General features: G+C 56.7%; 16 protein-coding genes. 5 read left to right on the top strand and 11 right to left on the bottom strand.

Going from position 1 to position 19,201, the window contains the following annotated elements; all coding sequences use genetic code 11:
• Nucleotides 1-34 precede the first annotated feature (34 nt).
• From ACR0NM_RS08180 to ACR0NM_RS08200, 5 genes are all read right to left on the bottom strand, one after another.
• On the bottom strand, nt 35-1,048 hold the full coding sequence (locus ACR0NM_RS08180; RefSeq protein ID WP_480614029.1) for an NAD-dependent epimerase/dehydratase family protein: 1,014 nt from the start codon (nt 1,046-1,048) through the stop codon (nt 35-37).
• A gap of 140 nt (nt 1,049-1,188) precedes the next feature.
• A complete protein-coding gene (gene phnY / locus ACR0NM_RS08185; RefSeq protein WP_480614031.1) occupies nt 1,189-2,637 on the bottom strand; it encodes a phosphonoacetaldehyde dehydrogenase in 1,449 nt (482 codons plus the stop codon).
• Between the two features lie 41 nt (nt 2,638-2,678).
• Nucleotides 2,679-3,014, bottom strand: coding sequence for a carboxymuconolactone decarboxylase family protein (locus tag ACR0NM_RS08190; protein WP_480614033.1), 336 nt, complete (start codon nt 3,012-3,014; stop codon nt 2,679-2,681).
• Between the two features lie 10 nt (nt 3,015-3,024).
• A complete protein-coding gene (locus tag ACR0NM_RS08195) occupies nt 3,025-3,786 on the bottom strand; it encodes an amino acid ABC transporter permease (RefSeq protein ID WP_170407354.1) in 762 nt (253 codons plus the stop codon).
• Between the two features lie 10 nt (nt 3,787-3,796).
• Nucleotides 3,797-4,537, bottom strand: coding sequence for an amino acid ABC transporter ATP-binding protein (locus ACR0NM_RS08200; RefSeq protein ID WP_170407352.1), 741 nt, complete (start codon nt 4,535-4,537; stop codon nt 3,797-3,799).
• 121 nt (nt 4,538-4,658) lie between these two features.
• Here ACR0NM_RS08200 and ACR0NM_RS08205 point away from each other — a divergent pair, with 121 nt between their 5' ends.
• Nucleotides 4,659-5,429, top strand: a complete 771-nt coding sequence (locus ACR0NM_RS08205; RefSeq protein WP_170393886.1) for a transporter substrate-binding domain-containing protein — start codon at nt 4,659-4,661, stop codon at nt 5,427-5,429.
• A gap of 45 nt (nt 5,430-5,474) precedes the next feature.
• Nucleotides 5,475-6,212 (top strand): creatininase family protein, encoded by a 738-nt coding sequence (locus tag ACR0NM_RS08210; RefSeq protein WP_480537098.1) that lies wholly within the window; start codon nt 5,475-5,477, stop codon nt 6,210-6,212.
• 31 nt (nt 6,213-6,243) lie between these two features.
• Here the strand turns inward: ACR0NM_RS08210 and ACR0NM_RS08215 are convergent, their stop codons facing one another.
• The 6 genes from ACR0NM_RS08215 to ACR0NM_RS08240 form a co-directional block, all read right to left on the bottom strand.
• Nucleotides 6,244-7,956: an ABC transporter ATP-binding protein gene (locus ACR0NM_RS08215; RefSeq protein ID WP_480614036.1), complete on the bottom strand. Its 1,713-nt coding sequence runs from the start codon at nt 7,954-7,956 to the stop codon at nt 6,244-6,246.
• A gap of 4 nt (nt 7,957-7,960) precedes the next feature.
• Nucleotides 7,961-8,911: an ABC transporter permease gene (locus ACR0NM_RS08220; protein ID WP_170407343.1), complete on the bottom strand. Its 951-nt coding sequence runs from the start codon at nt 8,909-8,911 to the stop codon at nt 7,961-7,963.
• Nucleotides 8,908-9,885, bottom strand: a complete 978-nt coding sequence (locus tag ACR0NM_RS08225) for an ABC transporter permease (RefSeq protein ID WP_170393893.1) — start codon at nt 9,883-9,885, stop codon at nt 8,908-8,910. The genes ACR0NM_RS08220 and ACR0NM_RS08225 overlap by 4 nt, the downstream gene beginning before the upstream one ends.
• An 88-nt stretch (nt 9,886-9,973) precedes the next feature.
• A complete protein-coding gene (locus ACR0NM_RS08230; protein WP_170407338.1) occupies nt 9,974-11,539 on the bottom strand; it encodes an ABC transporter substrate-binding protein in 1,566 nt (521 codons plus the stop codon).
• A 149-nt stretch (nt 11,540-11,688) separates the two neighbouring features.
• Nucleotides 11,689-13,269, bottom strand: coding sequence for an ABC transporter substrate-binding protein (locus tag ACR0NM_RS08235; protein ID WP_170393897.1), 1,581 nt, complete (start codon nt 13,267-13,269; stop codon nt 11,689-11,691).
• Between the two features lie 209 nt (nt 13,270-13,478).
• A complete protein-coding gene (locus ACR0NM_RS08240; protein ID WP_480614038.1) occupies nt 13,479-15,785 on the bottom strand; it encodes a Tex family protein in 2,307 nt (768 codons plus the stop codon).
• A gap of 166 nt (nt 15,786-15,951) precedes the next feature.
• On the opposite strand from ACR0NM_RS08240, the gene ACR0NM_RS08245 reads away from it, so the two are divergent.
• From ACR0NM_RS08245 to ACR0NM_RS08255, 3 genes are read left to right on the top strand one after another with little or no spacing between them, the layout of a single operon-like run.
• A complete protein-coding gene (locus ACR0NM_RS08245; protein WP_480614040.1) occupies nt 15,952-17,418 on the top strand; it encodes a DUF4153 domain-containing protein in 1,467 nt (488 codons plus the stop codon).
• Nucleotides 17,396-18,073 carry a response regulator transcription factor gene (locus tag ACR0NM_RS08250; protein ID WP_480614042.1) on the top strand — a complete coding sequence of 226 codons (678 nt, stop codon included), beginning with the start codon at nt 17,396-17,398 and terminating at the stop codon, nt 18,071-18,073. Before ACR0NM_RS08245 ends, ACR0NM_RS08250 begins: the two co-directional genes overlap by 23 nt.
• Nucleotides 18,061-19,026 carry a sensor histidine kinase gene (locus ACR0NM_RS08255; RefSeq protein WP_480614044.1) on the top strand — a complete coding sequence of 322 codons (966 nt, stop codon included), beginning with the start codon at nt 18,061-18,063 and terminating at the stop codon, nt 19,024-19,026. The genes ACR0NM_RS08250 and ACR0NM_RS08255 overlap by 13 nt, the downstream gene beginning before the upstream one ends.
• Nucleotides 19,027-19,201 lie beyond the last annotated feature (175 nt).

Below are 19,201 nucleotides of genomic sequence, written 5' to 3' on the forward strand. Positions count from 1 at the left end.
CCGGCGAATTCAGGTTTAGGCAGGTTCGCAGGTTCTATTTACCGTAATATGCGCGATACCAGTCCACGAAGGCCTGTATGCCGTCCCTGATTTCGGTTTTTGGGCGATAACCGGTCAGGCGGCGCAGCAGATCGGCATTGGCCCAAGTTGCAGGCACATCGCCCAACTGCATCTCCATATAGTTTCGGATCGCGGGTTTGCCGAGGCTTTCTTCGATGGCGTCGATGAAATCCAACAAACGCACTTTGTCCGAATTTCCAATGTTCACTATGCGATAGGGAGCGACCGGGCTCAGGCTGTCACCTTCGGCGATGTCTTCGGGGGCTTTGGGGCGAACAGGCACAACGTCGATCAGCAGAGAGATTGCGCGCACCAGGTCATCCACATAGGTGAAATCACGATACATGTCGCCGTGGTTGTAGATGTCTATCGGGCGGTCGTTGAGGATCGCGTCCGTGAATTTGAAGAACGCAAGGTCCGGGCGCCCCCAAGGACCGTAGACTGTGAAGAAGCGGAACATTGTTGTCGGAATATTCCAAAGATGGGCATAGGAGTGTCCCATCGCTTCATTTGCCTTTTTGGTGGCTGCGTACATAGTGAGTTGATGATCTGCTTTTTCGCACTCGTCGAAGGGCATGTCAGGATTTGCCCCGTAGATCGACGAAGTCGAAGCCATCAGCAGATGCCGCACTTTGTGCCGCCGCGCAGCTTCCATAACGTTGAACGTCCCGACAACATTGCTTTCGACATAGGCGCGCGGGTTTTCCAGGCTATACCGGACGCCAGCTTGCGCTGCGAGATGGATGATCACGTCCGGTTCAAAAGCATCAGCGATCTGGTCGAACTTGGCGGTATCTTCCAGCATCCCTTCATCGCACGAAAAATTTGGGTTCTCCAGCAACAGCGCATGTCGGCTCTGTTTGAGGCGGACATCGTAATAATCAGTCATCCCGTCAAAGCCATGAACCCGGCAACCGTTCTCAAGCAAAAGTTTGGCAAGATGGAACCCGATAAATCCGGCAGTACCTGTGATGAGAACCTTTTGCATGAGGTATTTCCTTGTTTCGGGGCATCGCGCGTGCGTTCGAAGGCACATATGACGCCAAGAGCCGAAGGGCTCAAGCGGTCATTTCTTGGCTGAGCGAGCATGCATCACTGGTGGTGTGCATTGCAATCTTCAACAAGCCTTCAACCGGGCCAAGGAAGCGAGTAGGTTTTGACATTCGTAAAGAACCTGATGGCCTCGATGACCCCTTCTTTGACACCATTGCCCGAATCCTTGATGCCCCCAAAGGGGGACATTTCGATACGGTATCCGGGTTGTTCCCAGATATTGCAGGTGCCCACGTTCAGCCCATTGATATAGGCAATTGCGCGGTTCAGGTCATTGGTACATACCCCCGACGACAGGCCGTACACAGTAGAGTTCGAGATGCGCATGACCTCGTCATCGTCGTCGGGCACACGAATGATGGGAATAATGGGGCCGAAAGTTTCCTCCATCACCAACGCAGAGTCGTTGGGAACGTCGTCGACCACGATCGGCGGCAGCAGCGCGCCCTGACGTCCGGGGTGGTAAAGGACTTCTGCTCCCGCTTTCTGGGCCAAGTGAACACGATCTTCGAAAAGCTTGGCCGCTTCCTCGTGGATCACGCAACCCAGCTCGGTCTCAGGATCCTGCGGATCTCCGAACCTGATCTTTTTGGCCTTCTCAAGCACCAAAGGCACAAAGGTGTCCGCGACACTCTCTTGCACCAGTATTCGCTTGATCGCAGTGCAGCGTTGTCCCGAATTGCCGGTGGCCCCGGCTACGGCGATCGTTGCTGCCCTGTCTAGATCGGCATCGTTGAGGTCATTCAGAACAATCAGTGGATCATTACCGCCCAACTCCAGCGCCTGACGTTTGTAAACCGCCTTCTCTGCGATCATCTTGCCCACGGGAACACTACCGGTGAAGGTTATGATGTCGATGTTTTCATTGACGATCATCTCATTCCCAATGTCCTGTGGCCAGCCAGTGACCACCTGAAACATCTCAGGCGGCAGGCCTGCCTCATAAAGGATATCGGCCAGCGTCAGGCAGGTCAGAGGCGTCAACTCGGTCGGTTTGCAGACCATGCAGTTATTGGTGGCGATCGACGGAGCAACCTTGTGGCTGACCATGTTGAGTGGATGGTTGAATGGAGTGATCGCGCTGATTGCGGTCACAGGCTCGCGCATCGTGAAAATCTTGCGGGCTTTACCATTTTGGGTCAGATCGCACGCAAAGATTTCGCCATCATCCTTCAGTGCCTCGGCCGCCGCAAATTGAAAGACATCCTGCGCGCGCTTGGTCTCGTAGATCGCGTGTTGATGGCAGATGCCAAGCTCAAGCACCAGCCATTTGGCGAGGTAATCGCGACGTTCACCAATCAGCTCTCCAGCCCGTTGCAGGATTTGGCTGCGTTCATAGCGGGTCAGTTCGGGCTTGTAGTGGGCCGCAATTTCGAAGGCGCGGCGCGCGTGTTCAGCCTGCCCTGCGGGCACATGGCCCACGACCTCATTGGTATAGGGGTAGTGAACCGGGATGGTCTCAGCGGTAAAGATGATCTCGCCACCAATTCGCATCCCTTCATCACGGATTTCGGTGACTGCCATGGCAAGAACCATCCAATGAAATCGGACCGCGTACCGGTCTATTACTCTGAAAACACATCAAACGCCTTCAACGCCTTGGCGCTGTAGGCGTAAGACGGGCCGCCGCCCATATAGGTGGCCATTGCCAGCGCTTCGCACAGCTCTTCGCGGGTCGCACCCAGCCGCACCAATGAGCGGACATGGAAGCCGATGCAACTGTCGCAGCGCGTCGCGATGGCAATCCCCAACGCCATGAATTCCTTTGTTTTTTCACTCAGCGCACCATCTGTTTTGGCGGCCTTACCCATGACGCCAAAACCACGGACGGTTTCGGGCACTTCTTTCGAGAATGCACCAATATTGGCCTCGGTCTCGGCCATGAAGTCTTTCCAGTCCATCTTATGCTCCTTATCCGCGCTCATCTGCGCCCATCCGGCGCTCGAGCCAACGCACACCGGCGCTGATGATCAGTACCAGCACCAGATACTCGAAGATCAACAAGGTATAGATCTCAAGCGGGCGGTATTCCGTCACTACCAGCTCATTCGCACGGCGTGTCAGTTCTTGCATGCCGATGACGCTGGCGAATGCGCTCATCTTCACGATGTAGATGAACTGGTTGGCCAGCGGCGGCAGAATGCGCCGGATCGCTTGCGGCAGGATCACGTAGCGCATGGTCTGAAAATAGTTCAGGCCAATCGTTTGCGCCGCCTCGCTTTGCCCTTTTGCGATAGATTGTATACCGGCACGGTAGATCTCGGCGGTAAAGGCGCTGTCCGATATCGCAAGGGTGATAATTGCGCCCCAGAAGGGATCGATTGGGATGTCCATACCCATCGACTGAAAGACAATCGGCAACCCGTAGAACACCCAAAACAGCATAGGCAACAGAGGGATCGAGCGGACAAATTCGACATATACCCGGTTTACCAGCCGCCAGCCGCGCTTTTCCGACAGACCCGGCAGGGCGACCAGCAATCCAATGACAATCGATAAAATCGCCGCAATCAGCGAAATCTGAATGGTCGCACCCATGCCCGAAATCAGGAATTTTACATTGGTCCAGCCTGAAGCCGTGGTTGGGTCAATGACGTACCAACCCCAGGTCTGTGAGGACGAACAGCCCGTGATCAGCAAGAAAAGGGGAAGGAAGAGAAGTGATTTTTTCATCGGACCCAACTCAATGCTGTAGAATTTGGCTCAGGAATTTCTGACACCGCTCAGACTTTGGATTGGTGAAGAAATGCTCGGGCTTACCTTGTTCGACAATCTCGCCTGCATCCATGAACACCATGTTGTCGGCCACTTTTCGGGCAAATCCCATCTCATGGGTCACCACAACCATGGTCATGCCTTCCTCGGCAAGTTCGACCATCACGTCGAGCACCTCGGAGATCATCTCAGGGTCGAGCGCCGAGGTGGGTTCGTCGAACAAAAGGACCCGGGGCTCCATGCAAAGCGAACGGGCAATTGCCACTCGCTGCTGCTGTCCACCTGAAAGCTGTATCGGGCGCTTGTCGGCCTGATCGGGTATATGAACACGCTCAAGGTAGTGGCGCGCTTTGTCCTCGGCTTCTTTTCGGCTCAACCCGCGGGCCTTGATGGGGCCAAGGGTCAGGTTTTCCAGCACTGTTAGATGCGGGAACAGATTGAATTGCTGGAACACCATGCCAACTTCTGACCGGATGGTGGCTGCAGATTTGGCATCATCGTTCAGTTCGACCCCATCGATGCGGATGGTGCCCTTTTGATGTTTCTCAAGCTGATTGATGCATCTTACGACCGTTGATTTACCCGATCCGGATGGGCCGCAGATCACAACCTTTTCACCACTGTTGACTGTCAGGTTGATGTTCTTGAGCACGTGAAATGTGCCAAACCACTTGTCTACGTCGACAAGCTCGATCGCTGCGTTTGGCATCTGCTGGCCCACTTGTGATTACTATGAGTTAATTAGTTGCTTGAGGTTATCTTTTTCTTTACGCTTAAATCAAGAAGCAATGTCGTGATAAAAAGACTAACGCCACCAACGGGAGAACCACATGAAACGTTTTGTTAAAGTCGCGGCTGCGGCTGCGCTCGGTCTTGTGATCAGCGGCGCTGCGCAAGCACAGTCGGCTCTGAATGAAATTTTGGATGACGGCGTGCTGAAAGTGGGGACAACCGGTGACTGGAACCCGATGTCACTGCGCGACCCGGCGACTAACAGCTATAAAGGCTATGATATCGACATCATGAACGCGCTGGCCGCTGATCTGGGTGTTGAGGTCGAATATGTGCCCACCGACTGGAAAACATTGGTCAATGGTGTGGTAGCGGGGAAGTACCACATCACCGGTTCGGCTTCTATCTCACCTCCGCGCATGAAAGTTGCAGGGTTTTCCGACAGTTACATCGCGGTTGAGTTGTTTCCCTACACGACCAAGGAAAAGGCCGACAAATTTGATGGCTACGACTCGATCAACAAGCCAGACGTGAAGGTTGCTACTACCCTGGGCACTACCTTTGAAAAGCGCGTGCGCGAATGGTTCCCCGATGCGGATATCAAAGTGGTCGAAGCTCCTGCGCGTGGTTTTCAGGAGGTCTTGGCCGGTCGTGCAGATGTGTTCATAACCTCGAATATCGAGGGATCGACCCTTGAAGCAAAGTTCCCGGTCGTCCGCGTCAAGAATGCCGGGCCGCGTTCTCCTTCTCCTATCGCGATGCTGTTGCCGCAAAGTGATCAGGTCTGGATCAACTATGTGAACAACTGGATTGAAGTGAAAAAAGCCCAAGGCTTCTTTGACGAAAACCGGGAACGCTGGGGTCTCTGATCAGAGGCCCTAGTAACTGGAGCGCCTGCGAGAGTTTTCAAAGTCATGAAACTTGAGCACATGACATGGTACGAGGTTGACACTCGTATCAATGCCGGTGCGGCCGTGTTGCTGCCGGTTGGATCGACCGAGCAGCACGGCCCGATGGGTCGCATTGGCACCGACACGATTTGCGCCGAGGCTGTCGCACTCGCTGCCGCCATGCAATGCGAGGGTATCGTCGCTCCGGCGCTGGCCTACACGCCAGCGCCTTTCAACGCGGGATTTCCCGGAACGGTGTCTATTTCAGCCGAAACCTTTCGCACCATCGCAGATGAGGTGATCCGGGGGCTCTTGGAGCAAGGTTTCGTTGGAGTGTTCATAGTGAATGGGCACGGGGCCAATCTGGCGCCTCTTCGGCAGATCGAAAGCGAAATTGCCGGTGGTCAATTGCTGATCCGGAGCTGGTGGGAGCCGAACGCAGTGAATGTTCTGCGACAGCAGCTCTATGGAGATTGGGAAGGGATGCACGCCACCCCCTCGGAGATTGCCATAACCCAGTCTTTGCTTGGACCATTGCCTGCCAATCAGGCCGCTGAGCCGCCCCAGAAACTCAGCGCCGAATACATCCGGGATCACGCAGGGGATCGCCATGGTCCACCTGACGAGCATCGCGCGGACTTCCCGGATGGCCGCGTTGGATCGCATTCAGCTTTGGCCAATCCTCAGGATGGCGAGCGTCTGCTGGCGATAGCAGCTGCGGCTATCGCTGCCGAGTTCCGGGCATTCGAACAAGGCCTCTAGTCACGGAGCGCCTGCGACGGGTGTCGCGGCCCTATCCTGCTTCGACCCCAAGCCCGTCAGTCGACAGGTCATCGAGTTTCGGCATCAACCGCAACAGTTCTTGCGCGTATTCGGTATTCGGACTGGTAAACAGATCGCTGGTGTCCTGAACCTCGACGATTTGTCCCTGTTTCATAACCGCAACTCGGTCACACATCTGGCGTACCACTGGCAGGTCGTGGCTGATGAACAGCATGGTCAGGCCCAGATGCTCTTGCAGGTCTTTCAGGATGTTCAAAATCTGCGCCTGGATCGAAACGTCGAGCGCGCTTGTGGGTTCATCGCAGATCAGGAACCGGGGTTGTGTCGCCAGTGCGCGTGCGATCGAGATGCGCTGGCGCTGACCGCCCGAGAACTCATGCGGATATTTCAGCCCAGCCTCTGACCCCAGCCCCACTTGATCCAGCAATTCGTCCACACGGCGCTTGATGTCGGCACCCTCCATCAGGCGGTGATGGCGGATCGGCTCCGCCACTATTTCATCCACCCGCATACGCGGATTGAGAGACGAGTAGGGGTCCTGAAAGATCATTTGGATGTTCTTGCGGTATTCGTCTTGCACCGCACGATTGCTTAGATCGCTAACCAGTTGCCCGTCAAAGGTGATGGTGCCACCGTCCACGGGATAGAGCCCTGCGATCATACGCGCGACGGTGGACTTGCCCGATCCGGACTCACCGACAACCCCAAAGACTTCGCCCGCGCGAATGTCAAAGCTGACGTTGTCGACAGCGGTGAAGTAGGTACGATCCCAAGGCAGTAATCCACGCTTTTGCAGGAATTTCTTGGTCAGGTCGCGGATTTCAAAGATCGGTTTGCTGGCGTCGTTATTCACCTTGGGCCAGTGGCGTGCCATATCCTCGATCGCGAAACGCGTTTCACGCCCGCCATAGCTGATCTGAGGGAAGCGATGCAGTTTCAGCGTCGGGCGTGGTACGGCGGCGATCAGGGACTTGGTGTATTCGTGTTGCGGCTGGCCCATCACCTGTGCCGTGGTGCCGCTTTCAACCACCTTGCCCGCATACATCACGGTCACGCGGTCAGTTGTATCGGCGATCACGCCCATATCATGGGTGATCAGGATGACACCCACCTGACGCTCTTGTGCCAGTTCCTTGATCAGGTCCAGAATCTGGGCCTGAACCGAAACATCCAAAGCTGTCGTGGGTTCATCGGCGATGATCACATCCGGTTCGGTGCAAAGTGCCAGAGCAATCACCACGCGTTGCCGCATGCCGCCCGAAAACTGGTGCGGGTACTGATCCAGCCGAGTATCCGGGTCTGGGATGCCAACGCGGTCGATCAAATCACGGGCGCGCTTGCTTGCTTCGGCCTCGGATCCACCCAGATGGGCCTGGATCGTCTCGACCAGTTGTTCGCGCACTGTAAATAGCGGGTTCAGCGACGTAAGCGGGTCTTGAAAGATCATCGAGATCTTCTTGCCGCGCAGCCCGCGCATCGCCTCGGCATCGATGCCGCTGATCTTATCGCCGCCCAGCTTAATCTGACCGCTGGCAATGCGACCTGGGCGTTCCAGAAGGCCCATCACCGCAGCGCCGATGGTAGATTTACCTGCCCCGGATTCGCCCACAAGTCCGTGGATTTCACCGGGTTCGACAGAAAGGCTGGCGTGGTCCACTGCAGTAAACAGCTGGCGGCGGGTCGGGAATTCGACGGTGAGGTCTTGGATGGTCAGAAGGCTCATGAAATCACCGCAGTTTTGGGTTCAGCGCGTCGCGCAGCCAGTCGCCCAACAAGTTGACCGACAGGGCGAGGGCCAGAAGCGTGCAGGCCGGGAAGAACAAAATCCACCATTCGCCCGAGAACAAGAAACCTTGCCCGATCCGGATTAGTGTTCCCAGCGACGGCTGGGTCGGGGGGGCGCCCACACCCAGAAAACTCAATGTGGCCTCAGCAATGATTGCCAGCGCCAGCGAGATGGTCGCAATAACAAGAACAGGGCTAAGGACATTGGGTAGGATGTGACGGAACATGATCGGGAACGATCCACGCCCGATCAGGCGCGCGGCTTGTACATATTCCTTGTTTTTCTCAACCAGAGCAGCACCACGGACGACGCGTGCGAACTGCACCCAGTCCGACAACGCAATTGCGATGATGAGAACATAGATTGCCATCTCATCGCGGTATTCCGGCGGAGTGATCCCTTTGGCGATCCCAAAGATCAGCATCGCGACCAGAATGGCCGGGAACGTCAGCTGCACGTCTGCGATACGCATGATCAGCGTCTCGATCCAACCTCCGAAATACGCAGCGATCAGACCGAGGATCACGCCGATGATCAAGGCAAGAAGCACAGCAGAGGCACCTACGAACAATGAAATGCGCAACCCGTAGAGGATGGTCGAGAACACATCGCGCCCTTGGTCATCTGTGCCTAGCAAAAAGGTCTCTTGCGTAAACGCATTGGGCGTACCTGGTGGTGTGAACCCGTTCATCAGGTTCAGTGTTGCTGGATCGAACGGGTTATATGGCGCGATCAGCGGGGCAAAGATCGCCGCCAGCACCAGAATGACCACGACCAAAGATGCGATCATGGCTACCGGAGAGTGCCGGAAAGACCAGGCGAAATCGCTATCCCAGAACTTGGCCATACGCGATTTAGGCGCGACTTTCGGGGTTTCCATCGTTTCGGTCATGTGGCCCTCGCGTCGACACGCAGGCGCGGGTCAATGGCATAGTACAGAAGGTCGACAATCAGGTTGATTGTCACGAACATCACCGAGATCAGCATCAGATAGGCAGCCATAACGGGGATATCCACGAACTGGATCGCGTTGATGAACAGCAAGCCGACGCCCGGCCATTGGAACACCGTTTCGGTGATGATGGCAAAAGCGATGATCGACCCCAGCTGCAGGCCTGTTATGGTGATCACCGGCACAAGAGTGTTCTTCAGCGCGTGGCGGAAATTGATCACCCGGTCCGACAGCCCTCGGGCGCGGGCAAAGCGGACATAGTCAGCGCGCAGAACCTCCAGCATCTCGGACCGGACAAGCCGCATGATCAGTGTCATTTGATAGAGGCCCAGCGTGATTGCAGGCAATATCAATGCCTTGAGCCCCGAGGTCGTCAGAAACCCGGTGGACCAACTGCCAATCATAACGGTCTCGCCCCTCCCGAAACTGGGCAGTAGGTCAAGTTCAACCGAGAAAACATAGATCAGCAGGATACCTATGAGGAACGTCGGCAGCGAAACCCCGATCAAGGAAACAGTCATGATCACATTGGCAGCGATCCCTTGTCGTCGGATTGCAGTAAAGACACCGAGGGCAATGCCCATCGTGATCGCAAGAAAGCCGGATACAAAGGCCAATTCCAACGTCGCCGGAGCGCGCTCCACCAGGATGGTCGAGACCGGTCGCCCCTGGCGATAAGACACACCGAAATTGCCCTGAACGGCGCCTTGCAGGAACTTGGCGTATTGCACCACAAAAGGTTGGTCCAACCCAAGCTCGGTCCGTAGGCGGTCAATGTCGGCCTGCGTGCGCTCTTGCCCCAGCATGTTGTCGATCGGGTCGCCAACAAATCGGAACATCGAAAAGGCGACCAACCCCACGACCAACAGCACTATGACGGACTGGAACATCCGTCTGACGATATATGCGAACATATGTTTCCCTCGTAGATCGGTCTCTCTAGGCCGACCTTGACCAGATGGTCAAGAGAGTGCTGTCAACTCAACGCGACGTTGCCGCCGATCAATTCACATTCACCCAACGCAGCAGGAAGAAGTTGTCCGGACGCTGCGTGACCTCTACATTGCTGCGCGTGCCCCAAACCAGCGGCTGGACATACATCGGCACATAAACGTGTTCGTCCTGATAGATTTGAGTAACCTCGTCCAGCATCGCCTGACGCTTGGCCTCATCCAGTTCTGACTGGATCATCGGCAACAGCTCATCGACACGTGCATTCGAGAAGCCGCCGAAGTTCCAGCTACCCAGCTTTTTCTCTTCGTTCGGGGTTGCGACAAGGAACCGGACCGGATGCTCGGCGTCGAACGTACCGGGGCTCCAGCCCAGCAGGTACATGTCGTAATTATCTTCGCGCAGTTCCGGCCAATAGTTCCGCACTGGCATCGCGTCCAGCTCGGCGGTGATCCCGATCTGAGCCAGCATACCAACGACGGCCTGACAGACGGCCTCGTCATTAAGGTAGCGGTCATTGGGGCATTTCAGGCCAAATGAGAAACCATCTGCATATCCGGCCTCGGCCAGCAGCGCCTTTGCCGACTCCACATCAAACGCGGGGCGTCCGGCGTTGGCTTCGGAGAACCCGCTCATGGCTGGGCTGACGAGCTGCGATGCGGGCTCGGCATTTCCGCGCATGATCGTGGCCAGAATGGCGTCGACATTCACCGCTTGCGCAACTGCCTGCCGCACGCGCGCGTCACGGAACGGGTTGGGTTTGCCCGCATCGTCTGTGTATTTCAGCGTGTCAGCCTCGTGGTCGAAGCCCAGCATGATTACGCGCGCCTCAATGCCCTGGATGACATCGACCTCTGCGTTCTGCTGCAGCCGTGCGACGTCCTGAATGGGGACCGGGTTGATCATGTCCACATCGCCCGATAGCAGCGCCGCTACGGCCGTGGCAGGATTTTGGATCGGATTAAATTCTGCACGGGTGATGTTGTGTTCAACATCCCCCCACCAGCCTTCATAAGGTTCCAACACGGTCTTAAGACCCGGCTCGCGCTCGGTCACCTTGAACGCGCCGGTGCCGTTGGCGTTGATGGTGGCGTAGTTTCCGGTTTCTTTGTCGGGGACCACGGCGTCGTTGGCCTCAGTCCAGTCTTGATCCATGATCATCCAGTTGGCAATCGATGACGGAAACAGCGGGTTAGGTGCTGTGGTCATGATATCAACGGTGTAGTCATCAACTACAATGACGTCACTGACAGGAGCGAACCAACTGCGCGTGTCCGCCGCCTCACCCGAGGCGCGTTGGTAGCTGAACAGCACATCTTGCGCGTCAAAGCTGCTTCCGTCGTGAAAGGTCACGCCCTGACGCAGATTGAACCGCCATCCTTCGCCGTCGCCGATTGGCTCCCAACTGACAGCCAACGCGGGCTCAACGCTCATATCCTTACCGCGGCGGACCAGCCCTTCGTAGACGTTGTTCAGGAACCCGAGAACTGGGGCCGAGTTGACCGCGTGAGGGTCCATCGTCTGCGGATCGGTGGTCGAGGCCCACTTGAATTCGGCCGCCTGCGCGGTGCTTGCAAGCAACATGGTCAGGCCGATTGCACTGTTTCTGAGGATCATGGCGAAATCTCCCTGTTAGCGCTGAAACAATCCAGCTTTTTCGCTGCCACGTAAAGCCGTTCCTGCGCCGAGATCACAGGTCCGTTACCGACGGCGCAAACAAGAACAGGGCGCGTTTCCGCGCCCTGCATACCATCACAGAGGATAGTTTAGTTCATCTCAAAGTATTTGATCTTCGGTGAATCTTCCGGCTCGACGATGGTGCCCACGCCCGATTTCATGCCCCAGTTCAGCACCTGATGGTGGATCGGGATATAGAGCTGTTCATCCTGAACAACCTGCCAGATATCACCGATCTGCTGATCACGTGCGGGTAGATCAGTTTCAGAGGCAAGGGCCACGATTTTGGCATCCAGATCCGGGTTGGAGTAGCGTGTGCCATTCCACGAGCCGTACTTTTCGCCCTTCGAATGGACGAGGAAGTTGAAGATGTACTCCGAGTCATAAGTCGGAACACCCCAGCCCAGCATGTAGAAATCTGTTTCTAGGTTGTTGATCAACGGGAAGTGCTGGGCTTTCGGTTTGGCGTCCAAGTTAACTGTGACGCCGATCTGGGCCAGCATTCCAACCGCTGCCTGACAGATCGCCTCATCATTGATGTAGCGGTCATTCGGGCAGTTCAGGGTCAGCGAGAATCCATCAGGATAGCCTGCTTCGGCCATCAACGCCTTGGCCCCTTCGATATCGGTTGACGAGGACGCATCCATATCTGCATCCCAACCATTCACAAACGGAGGTGAGATCATACCAGCAGGAGCAGACTGACCACGCATCACGACCTGTTTGATCGCATCACGATTGATCGCTTTTGACATCGCCTGTCGAACGCGGACATCAGCCAGCGGGTTCTTACCATCCACATTGTCCGAGGTCAGATCAGCGTCGCCCATGTTCATGCCAAAGAAAATTACCCGGTTCTGCGGCGCGGTGCGTACGTCCAGACCATCGGTTCCGGCTACACGCTCGAGGTCCTGTACGGGCACGTCCTGAATGAAATCAACCTCACCCGAAAGCAGCGCGGCAACACGGGTCGCGGCGTTCTGGATCGGGGTATAGATGATCTCGGTTACCTGCAGCGGGAACTCATCCTTGCCCCAATAGCCGTCATAGGCGGCCAGGACGGTTTTCACGTCGGGCTCGCGGCTGACCAGCTTGTAGGGACCGGTGCCATTGGCGTTCTTGGCCGCAAACGTGTCTTCGCCGCCCTCATAGTCCTGAACCTTGACGGCGTTGTTTGCCTCGGCCCAACCTTTGTCCATCATGAACATGTTAGTCAGGTTGTTGGGCATGATCGGGTTTGGGCCGTCAGTTTCGATCTCGATCGTGAACTTGTCGGGCGCACGCACCTCTTTCACAGAGGCCAACAGTTCCTTGTAATCCGAATCCGGCGTCATCGCGCGGTTCAGCGAAAACACGACATCCTCGCTGTCGAACTCGGCACCGTCGTGGAAGGTAACGCCCTCGCGCAGTTTGAACACCCAGACATTCGGATTTTCTTCCGATGGTGCCCATTCGGTCGCCAGCGATGGAACCAGTGCGCCTGAGTGATCACGCATCACCAGCGTTTCCATGATCTGGTGCGCCATGGCCGAGGTCGGGCCTTCGTTTTGCGCATGCGGGTCCAGCGTCAGCGCATCACCTGCACGGGCCCATCGCAGCGTCTCCGCCGAAGCGCCCGCCGCGATCATCGCCGTTGCACTGGCGGCAAGCATCAGAGTTTTGAATGACATAAGTCGTCTCCCCATTTTTTGTTGTGGCCGCATTTTCATACGGTTGGCCGAATTTTTCGGCCATCATGGGCCAGCATCATCCAGATCATGGTCCGAGTTGCAACACCCGAATGTTAGGGCCCTGCTTTTCTTTCTGTCTGCCGGGGCTTAGGTGAATGTAGGTCTTGCAGAAACACGCCTCGTATTTAGCCCTATGACAGGGTTGCCGCCTAACGTTTATTGAAGGCGTCTCTAAGAGCGTCACCAAAGGCCCCGTTCTGGGTGCTCTGACCCCCATGGCTGCGCCGCTGTTCCCCTGGCTTGGGTGTTTGTGCCGGTTTGCCCTTGCCACGAAGTGCATTGCCCTCGCGTGCCGAAGCACCACCGTCCTTGCGCATGGACAGCCCAATGCGCTTACGTGGAACGTCGACTTCGACCACCGTCACTTTGACAACTTGCCCGGTTTTGACCACCTCATGCGGGTCCTTCACGAACCGATCGGCCAGTTGGCTGACATGAACCAACCCGTCATGATGCACGCCAATGTCGACAAACGCGCCGAAGGCGGCGACGTTGGTGACGGTACCCTCCAGCACCAATCCGGGCTTCAGGTCCGTGATTTCCTCAACCCCGTCCGTAAACGACGCCGTTTTGAAACTGGGTCGCGGGTCTCGGCCGGGCTTCTCCAATTCGGTGAAAATATCCCGAACCGTAGGCAAGCCGAAAGTGTCACTCACAAACTGCTCGGCGCGCAGGTCTTTCAGCGCGCCTTCATGCCCCATGATTTGGCGAATGTCGCGCCCACATGCTGCCACTACCCGACGGGCGACATCGTAAGCCTCGGGGTGAACCGAGGAGGCGTCCAAAGGTTCCGACCCGTCACGAACTCGCAGGAAACCTGCACACTGCTCGAAGGCGCGCGGACCAAGGCGGGCCACCTTCAGCAAATCCTTGCGAGAGGCAAAGGCACCATGAATATCTCGGTGCGTGACAATCGCCTCGGCCAATCCCGGTCCCAGACCCGAGACGTGCGAAAGCAAGGGGGCTGAAGCTGTATTCAGATCCACGCCCACAGCGTTCACTACATCTTCGATCACCGACTCCAGTGACTGTGACAAGCGGTGCTGATCCACATCGTGCTGATACTGGCCGACCCCGATGCTCTTGGGTTCTATCTTGACCAGTTCAGCCAAGGGATCCTGCAGCCGGCGGGCAATCGAGACCGCTCCACGTAGCGAGACGTCGAGGTCGGGAAATTCGCGCGCGGCAAGCTCGGATGCCGAGTAGACCGAGGCTCCAGCCTCGGACACGACGACCTTGGTGGGCGCTTTGACGGTCTTGGGCAGAAGCGACAGCGTATCGGCCACCAAACGCTCAGTCTCGCGGCTGGCTGTGCCGTTGCCGATGGCAATAAGCTCGATTTTATGTGTAGCGATAAGGTTCAGGATTGCCGCTTGTGCACCACGCAGATCATTCTTGGGCTGAAACGGATATAGCGTATCCGTTGCAACCACCTTGCCGGTTGCATCCACCACGGCGGCTTTAACCCCGGTGCGAATGCCGGGATCCAACCCAAGCGTCGGACGTGCCCCCGCCGGAGCAGCGAATAGCAGATCCTTTAGGTTGCGCGAAAACACTTGAATTGCCTCGTCTTGTGCGCGGCTGCGCAGGTCGGCCATCAGCTCGACCATCATCGACAGCGATAGCTTGACCCGCCATGTCCAGCCCGCGACCTTGCGTAGCCACTTGTCACCAGGAGTATCACCGCGCGTGTTCAGATGAGCCGCAACCATGGCCTCGGCCCGCGCGGCTCCCGCTTCGGGTTCGGGAGCAATGTCTAGCGTTACGATCCCTTCCTTTGAGGCGCGCAACATTGCCAGCGCTCGATGTGACGGGGTTTTCGACCAAAGCTCGGAATGATCAAAGTAATCGCTGAACTTGGCACCTTCCTGTTCCTTGCCCTCGACGACCTTTGCGCTCAGCAACGCCTCACGTTGCATGAAGTTTCGGAGCTCTCCCAGCAAAGCAGCGTTTTCGGTAAGCCGCTCTGTGATGATGTCCCGTGCACCATTCAGCGCGTCTTTGGTCGTGGGGACAGCCTCAATCAGATACCCTTCAGCCAGCCCTTCTGGTTCAGCCAACCGGTCCGCCAGAATCGCATCGGCCAGCGGCTCCAGACCATTCTCGCGGGCAATCATCGCCTTGGTCCGGCGTTTGGGCTTGTACGGCAGATAAATATCTTCCAACTGCGCCTTGGTTTCGGCTTGGGCGATCGATTTCACCAGATCGTCCGTCAGTTTCCCCTGATCCTTGATCGAGGACAGAATCGCCTCGCGCCGGGCCTCAAGCTCACGCAGATAATTCAGTCGGTCGGAAAGGGTGCGCAATTGGGTATCATCCAGCCCGCCGGTCACTTCCTTCCGATAACGGGCGACAAAGGGCACGGTCGCACCTTCATCCAACAACCTGACCGCGGCCCCAACCTGTTCCGCGCGGGCGTTAATCTCGGTGGCGATGGTGCGGGCGATACGGTCCAAAGGGGCCTCCTGACTTGCGGTTGGAAGATCGTCTTAGCCACCGGCACGCACAAGGGGAAGAGGCTGCGCTGCGAAAAGCACCTCTGCACAAAAAATGCACGACCCTTACGCGGTGATCTGCACCTGCCTAGGCCAGACAGAACCAGCATAAACAAGGAGCAGTTTTATGGGACAGTTCATCGTGCGCGGCGTACCGGCATCAGTTTTACAAGATAGTTGGTGGCTGGACACCCCTGATCGAGGCGCAAACCGAGCCGATGGCTTAGCGGAACCCAGCAATCGCCACGCTTTTTTGGGTTTGGTGTTTCTGGTTGCGCTCGCCGATTTTCTGTTTTTCGACCATTCTCCTGGCCTTTCAATCGCACTCTTTACGTTGGCGGTTTCCGCTGTAGTATTTGCCTTGCTGCGCCGCCGTGGTGGACTTGTCGGGCCAGCCCTTCTTTTGCTGCTTAGCATTCTTCCGGTGGTGGAATATGTTCAAGCCCTGTCCGTAGCTTTCTTGCTGGGTGGATCGACCATTGCGCTGTGTTGGGCCGTGCTGGGCAATCATGAGGTCGCTTCGGTTCGCCGGTTTCTGTCTCTGTTTCCAATATTGGCGCTCAGACACGGGATAGAGGCGGTTCAGAAAGGTCATTCGGTTTCCCGCGTTGACGGGGTTACCCTTCGTGCACTGCGCAACTGGAGTTTCCCGATCGGAGGCGCACTGATCCTTGCTTCGCTGATGGTTGCGGCCAATCCGGTCTTGTCTGATTGGATCGATCGGATTTGGCGATTTGATATGCGGTTCGACCGACTGCTATTCTGGATCGGGGCGGCAATCACGATCTGGCCCTTTCTTGCGGTCACCTTGCGGCCTGACTTGCTTACCCCCCGATTTGGCCCCGGACGCAAGCGCCCATTGCCTGCCTTTGGCTTGAATGCCCAATCCGTTGCCAATGCGCTAATGGTGTTCAACTTGCTGCTGGCGGTGCAAACTGGGATGGACATGGTCTTTCTCTGGGGCAATGCCAAGTTGCCCGAGGGGATGACCTATGCTGAATATGCTCATCGCGGGGCATACCCACTCTTGGTCACAGCTTTGCTGGCGGGCGCATTTGCCTTGGCCGCGCGACCCTATCTGAACGAGCGGCAGGGGCTGACAAGATGGATGATGCTGTGGCTGGCGCAGAATGTACTGCTGGTGATCTCATCGCTGATGCGCCTGTCGCTTTACGTTGATTTCTACGGGCTGACCTATTTGCGTGTTCATGCGGCAATCTGGATGGCGCTGGTTGCTGTGGGCTTGTGTCTGACCGGTTGGCAAATTTTACAGGGTAAATCGAACCGTTGGTTATTGCTGCGATCTGCGGTCCTGGGGATTGGCGTGCTCTATGCATGCTGCTTCGTGAATTTTTCAGCCTTAATCGCCCGTTGGAATCTGGAAAATCCGCTACGGTTTGATGCCTACTACGCATGTCAGCTCAATGAGATGGCGGCGGCAGAGTTGCTGAAGGACAAACGGGTACGCGCTTGCGCAACCCCTCCGGTCGTCGACAATTGGAGGAATTGGGGCTTTCGCGCAGATCGGGTGATCCGTAATCTGGCCGTCGAACCCATGCCGGAGAAGGTAGATGAAAATCCTCGTCGTGGATGATGATCCACGCCTGCGAGAGCTGGTCTCGATCACGCTTGAGCGCGCGGGCTACCAGACGGTTACCGCCCGCGATGGCCAAATGGCGCTAACCCACGCGATGCGGGAAGCGCCTGATCTTGTCGTGCTGGATGTCGGCCTGCCTGAGATTGATGGGCTTGAGGTTTGCCGCCGCTTGCGGGCACGCTCGAACGTACCAATCTTGTTCCTGACCGCGCTTGATGACGAGATTGATCGCATTTTGGGCCTCGAGTTGGGAGCGGATGATTACGTGACCAAACCTTTCAGCCCCCGAGAGTTGGTTGCGCGGATCAAAGCCATCCTGAAACGCAGCAAACCGGGTGCTGCAGAGCTTCTCCTGCGGTATGGCCCGGTTGAAATGGATGTGTCTGCGCATTTGGTTCGGGTCGACGGCAATGCGCTTGCCTTAACCGCAACCGAGCTGTCGATTTTGCGTCGCCTGATGCAAACGCCCGCCGCCATCGTCTCGCGACCACAATTGGTTGATGCGATTTATGGCGCAGGCAGTCCGGTCTCGGATAGGACACTGGATAGTCATTTGCGGAACTTACGACGCAAGTTGGGGGATCAGGGCTGGGCCGGTGCCATCGAAACCGTGCATGGGATCGGATTGCGGATGGGTGCATGGCCGGGCTGAGACGCAAATGGCGCCCTTCGCTGGGTTTTGTTCTTGGCGGAGGTCTCGCGGGTACGCTCGCCCTGTCTCTGCTGGGTCTGATCGCGCTGCGGTATCTTGGACCTGAGATCGGGTTTCGAAACGCTGCGGGCTTGCTGGCGATCGTGATCGGATGTGCGACCGGAGTAGTCGGATACCTTATGGTTCGGCTTCTGCTCCGCCCCATAACGTCGCTGGCGACCTATTCAGGGGCCATTGAACAATGGCAACGCGCCGAGCCGCCCGATCACTACGGTACACAAGAACTGTCGCGCCTCGCCGGTTCGGTTCTGAGCATGGCGGATACGCTGCAACGGCGCGAAGCTTCGATCCGCGTCTTTGCAGATCATGTCACGCATGAGTTGAAAACCCCTGTCACCGCGATCCGTGCGGCAGGAGATTTGTTGGCCGAGGCCGAAACGCTCTCGGACCAGGATCACGCATTGCTGCAACAGATATTGGGCGCAAGCGATCAGATGCAAACGCAGCTCAGCGCTCTTAACACGGTTGCACAGGCACGAGTGCCGGAACATCATGGGGAGGCAAGCCTGAACGATCTTGCCGATCAGTTGCGCGCGTCGTTTCCCGAATTGGACATCAGCATAGAAGGCGGCGATCAGGCATTGAACCTTGCAGCCTCTGGCCTGAAAATTGCCTTGCAACATCTTCTGGATAATGCACGCCGTCACGGGGCAAGGCAGGTGGTCCTGCACGCAGAACTCGGTCGATTGGTTGTCCAAGACGATGGTTCCGGCATATCCGACGGTAATCGGGACCGCATCTTCAACCCATTCTTCACAACCGCGCGTGAGAAGGGAGGGACCGGGATGGGCCTGACCATCGTTACAAACCTGTTGGGGGCACATGGCGGGCGGATTTTGCTGGTGCCTTCCAAGACGGGTACGCGATTTGAGTTGGTGTTTCCGGGTGTGTGATATCACTCAATAGCCCAAACTAATTCGACCCGTGTCAATTTGCGCCGCTCAATACGATTGATCCCAAGCCAATCCTCATTTAAGGGAGGCCCTGTCAAATCAGAGTTACCCGTGGGGCCGTCATGTCCCCTTTGGGATTGGTGCCTATGTCACGGCGGCACATGCTCTTGGATCG

The sequence above is a fragment of the Ruegeria sp. AF2 genome (genome assembly GCF_056542025.1).

Excerpts from the sequence above, each read along its gene's own strand:
- phnY (WP_480614031.1), bottom strand. The coding sequence starts at position 2,637 with ATGGCAGTCACCGAAATCCGTGATGAAGGGATGCGAATTGGTGGCGAG.
- ACR0NM_RS08190 (WP_480614033.1), bottom strand. The coding sequence starts at position 3,014 with ATGGACTGGAAAGACTTCATGGCCGAGACCGAGGCCAATATTGGTGCA.
- ACR0NM_RS08195 (WP_170407354.1), bottom strand. The coding sequence starts at position 3,786 with ATGAAAAAATCACTTCTCTTCCTTCCCCTTTTCTTGCTGATCACGGGC.
- ACR0NM_RS08220 (WP_170407343.1), bottom strand. The coding sequence starts at position 8,911 with ATGACCGAAACGATGGAAACCCCGAAAGTCGCGCCTAAATCGCGTATG.
- ACR0NM_RS08205 (WP_170393886.1), top strand. The coding sequence starts at position 4,659 with ATGAAACGTTTTGTTAAAGTCGCGGCTGCGGCTGCGCTCGGTCTTGTG.
- ACR0NM_RS08225 (WP_170393893.1), bottom strand. The coding sequence starts at position 9,885 with ATGTTCGCATATATCGTCAGACGGATGTTCCAGTCCGTCATAGTGCTG.
- ACR0NM_RS08250 (WP_480614042.1), top strand. The coding sequence starts at position 17,396 with ATGAAAATCCTCGTCGTGGATGATGATCCACGCCTGCGAGAGCTGGTC.
- ACR0NM_RS08200 (WP_170407352.1), bottom strand. The coding sequence starts at position 4,537 with ATGCCAAACGCAGCGATCGAGCTTGTCGACGTAGACAAGTGGTTTGGC.
- ACR0NM_RS08210 (WP_480537098.1), top strand. The coding sequence starts at position 5,475 with ATGAAACTTGAGCACATGACATGGTACGAGGTTGACACTCGTATCAAT.
- ACR0NM_RS08245 (WP_480614040.1), top strand. The coding sequence starts at position 15,952 with ATGGGACAGTTCATCGTGCGCGGCGTACCGGCATCAGTTTTACAAGAT.
- ACR0NM_RS08180 (WP_480614029.1), bottom strand. The coding sequence starts at position 1,048 with ATGCAAAAGGTTCTCATCACAGGTACTGCCGGATTTATCGGGTTCCAT.
- ACR0NM_RS08215 (WP_480614036.1), bottom strand. The coding sequence starts at position 7,956 with ATGAGCCTTCTGACCATCCAAGACCTCACCGTCGAATTCCCGACCCGC.
- ACR0NM_RS08230 (WP_170407338.1), bottom strand. The coding sequence starts at position 11,539 with ATGATCCTCAGAAACAGTGCAATCGGCCTGACCATGTTGCTTGCAAGC.
- ACR0NM_RS08235 (WP_170393897.1), bottom strand. The coding sequence starts at position 13,269 with ATGTCATTCAAAACTCTGATGCTTGCCGCCAGTGCAACGGCGATGATC.
- ACR0NM_RS08255 (WP_480614044.1), top strand. The coding sequence starts at position 18,061 with ATGGCCGGGCTGAGACGCAAATGGCGCCCTTCGCTGGGTTTTGTTCTT.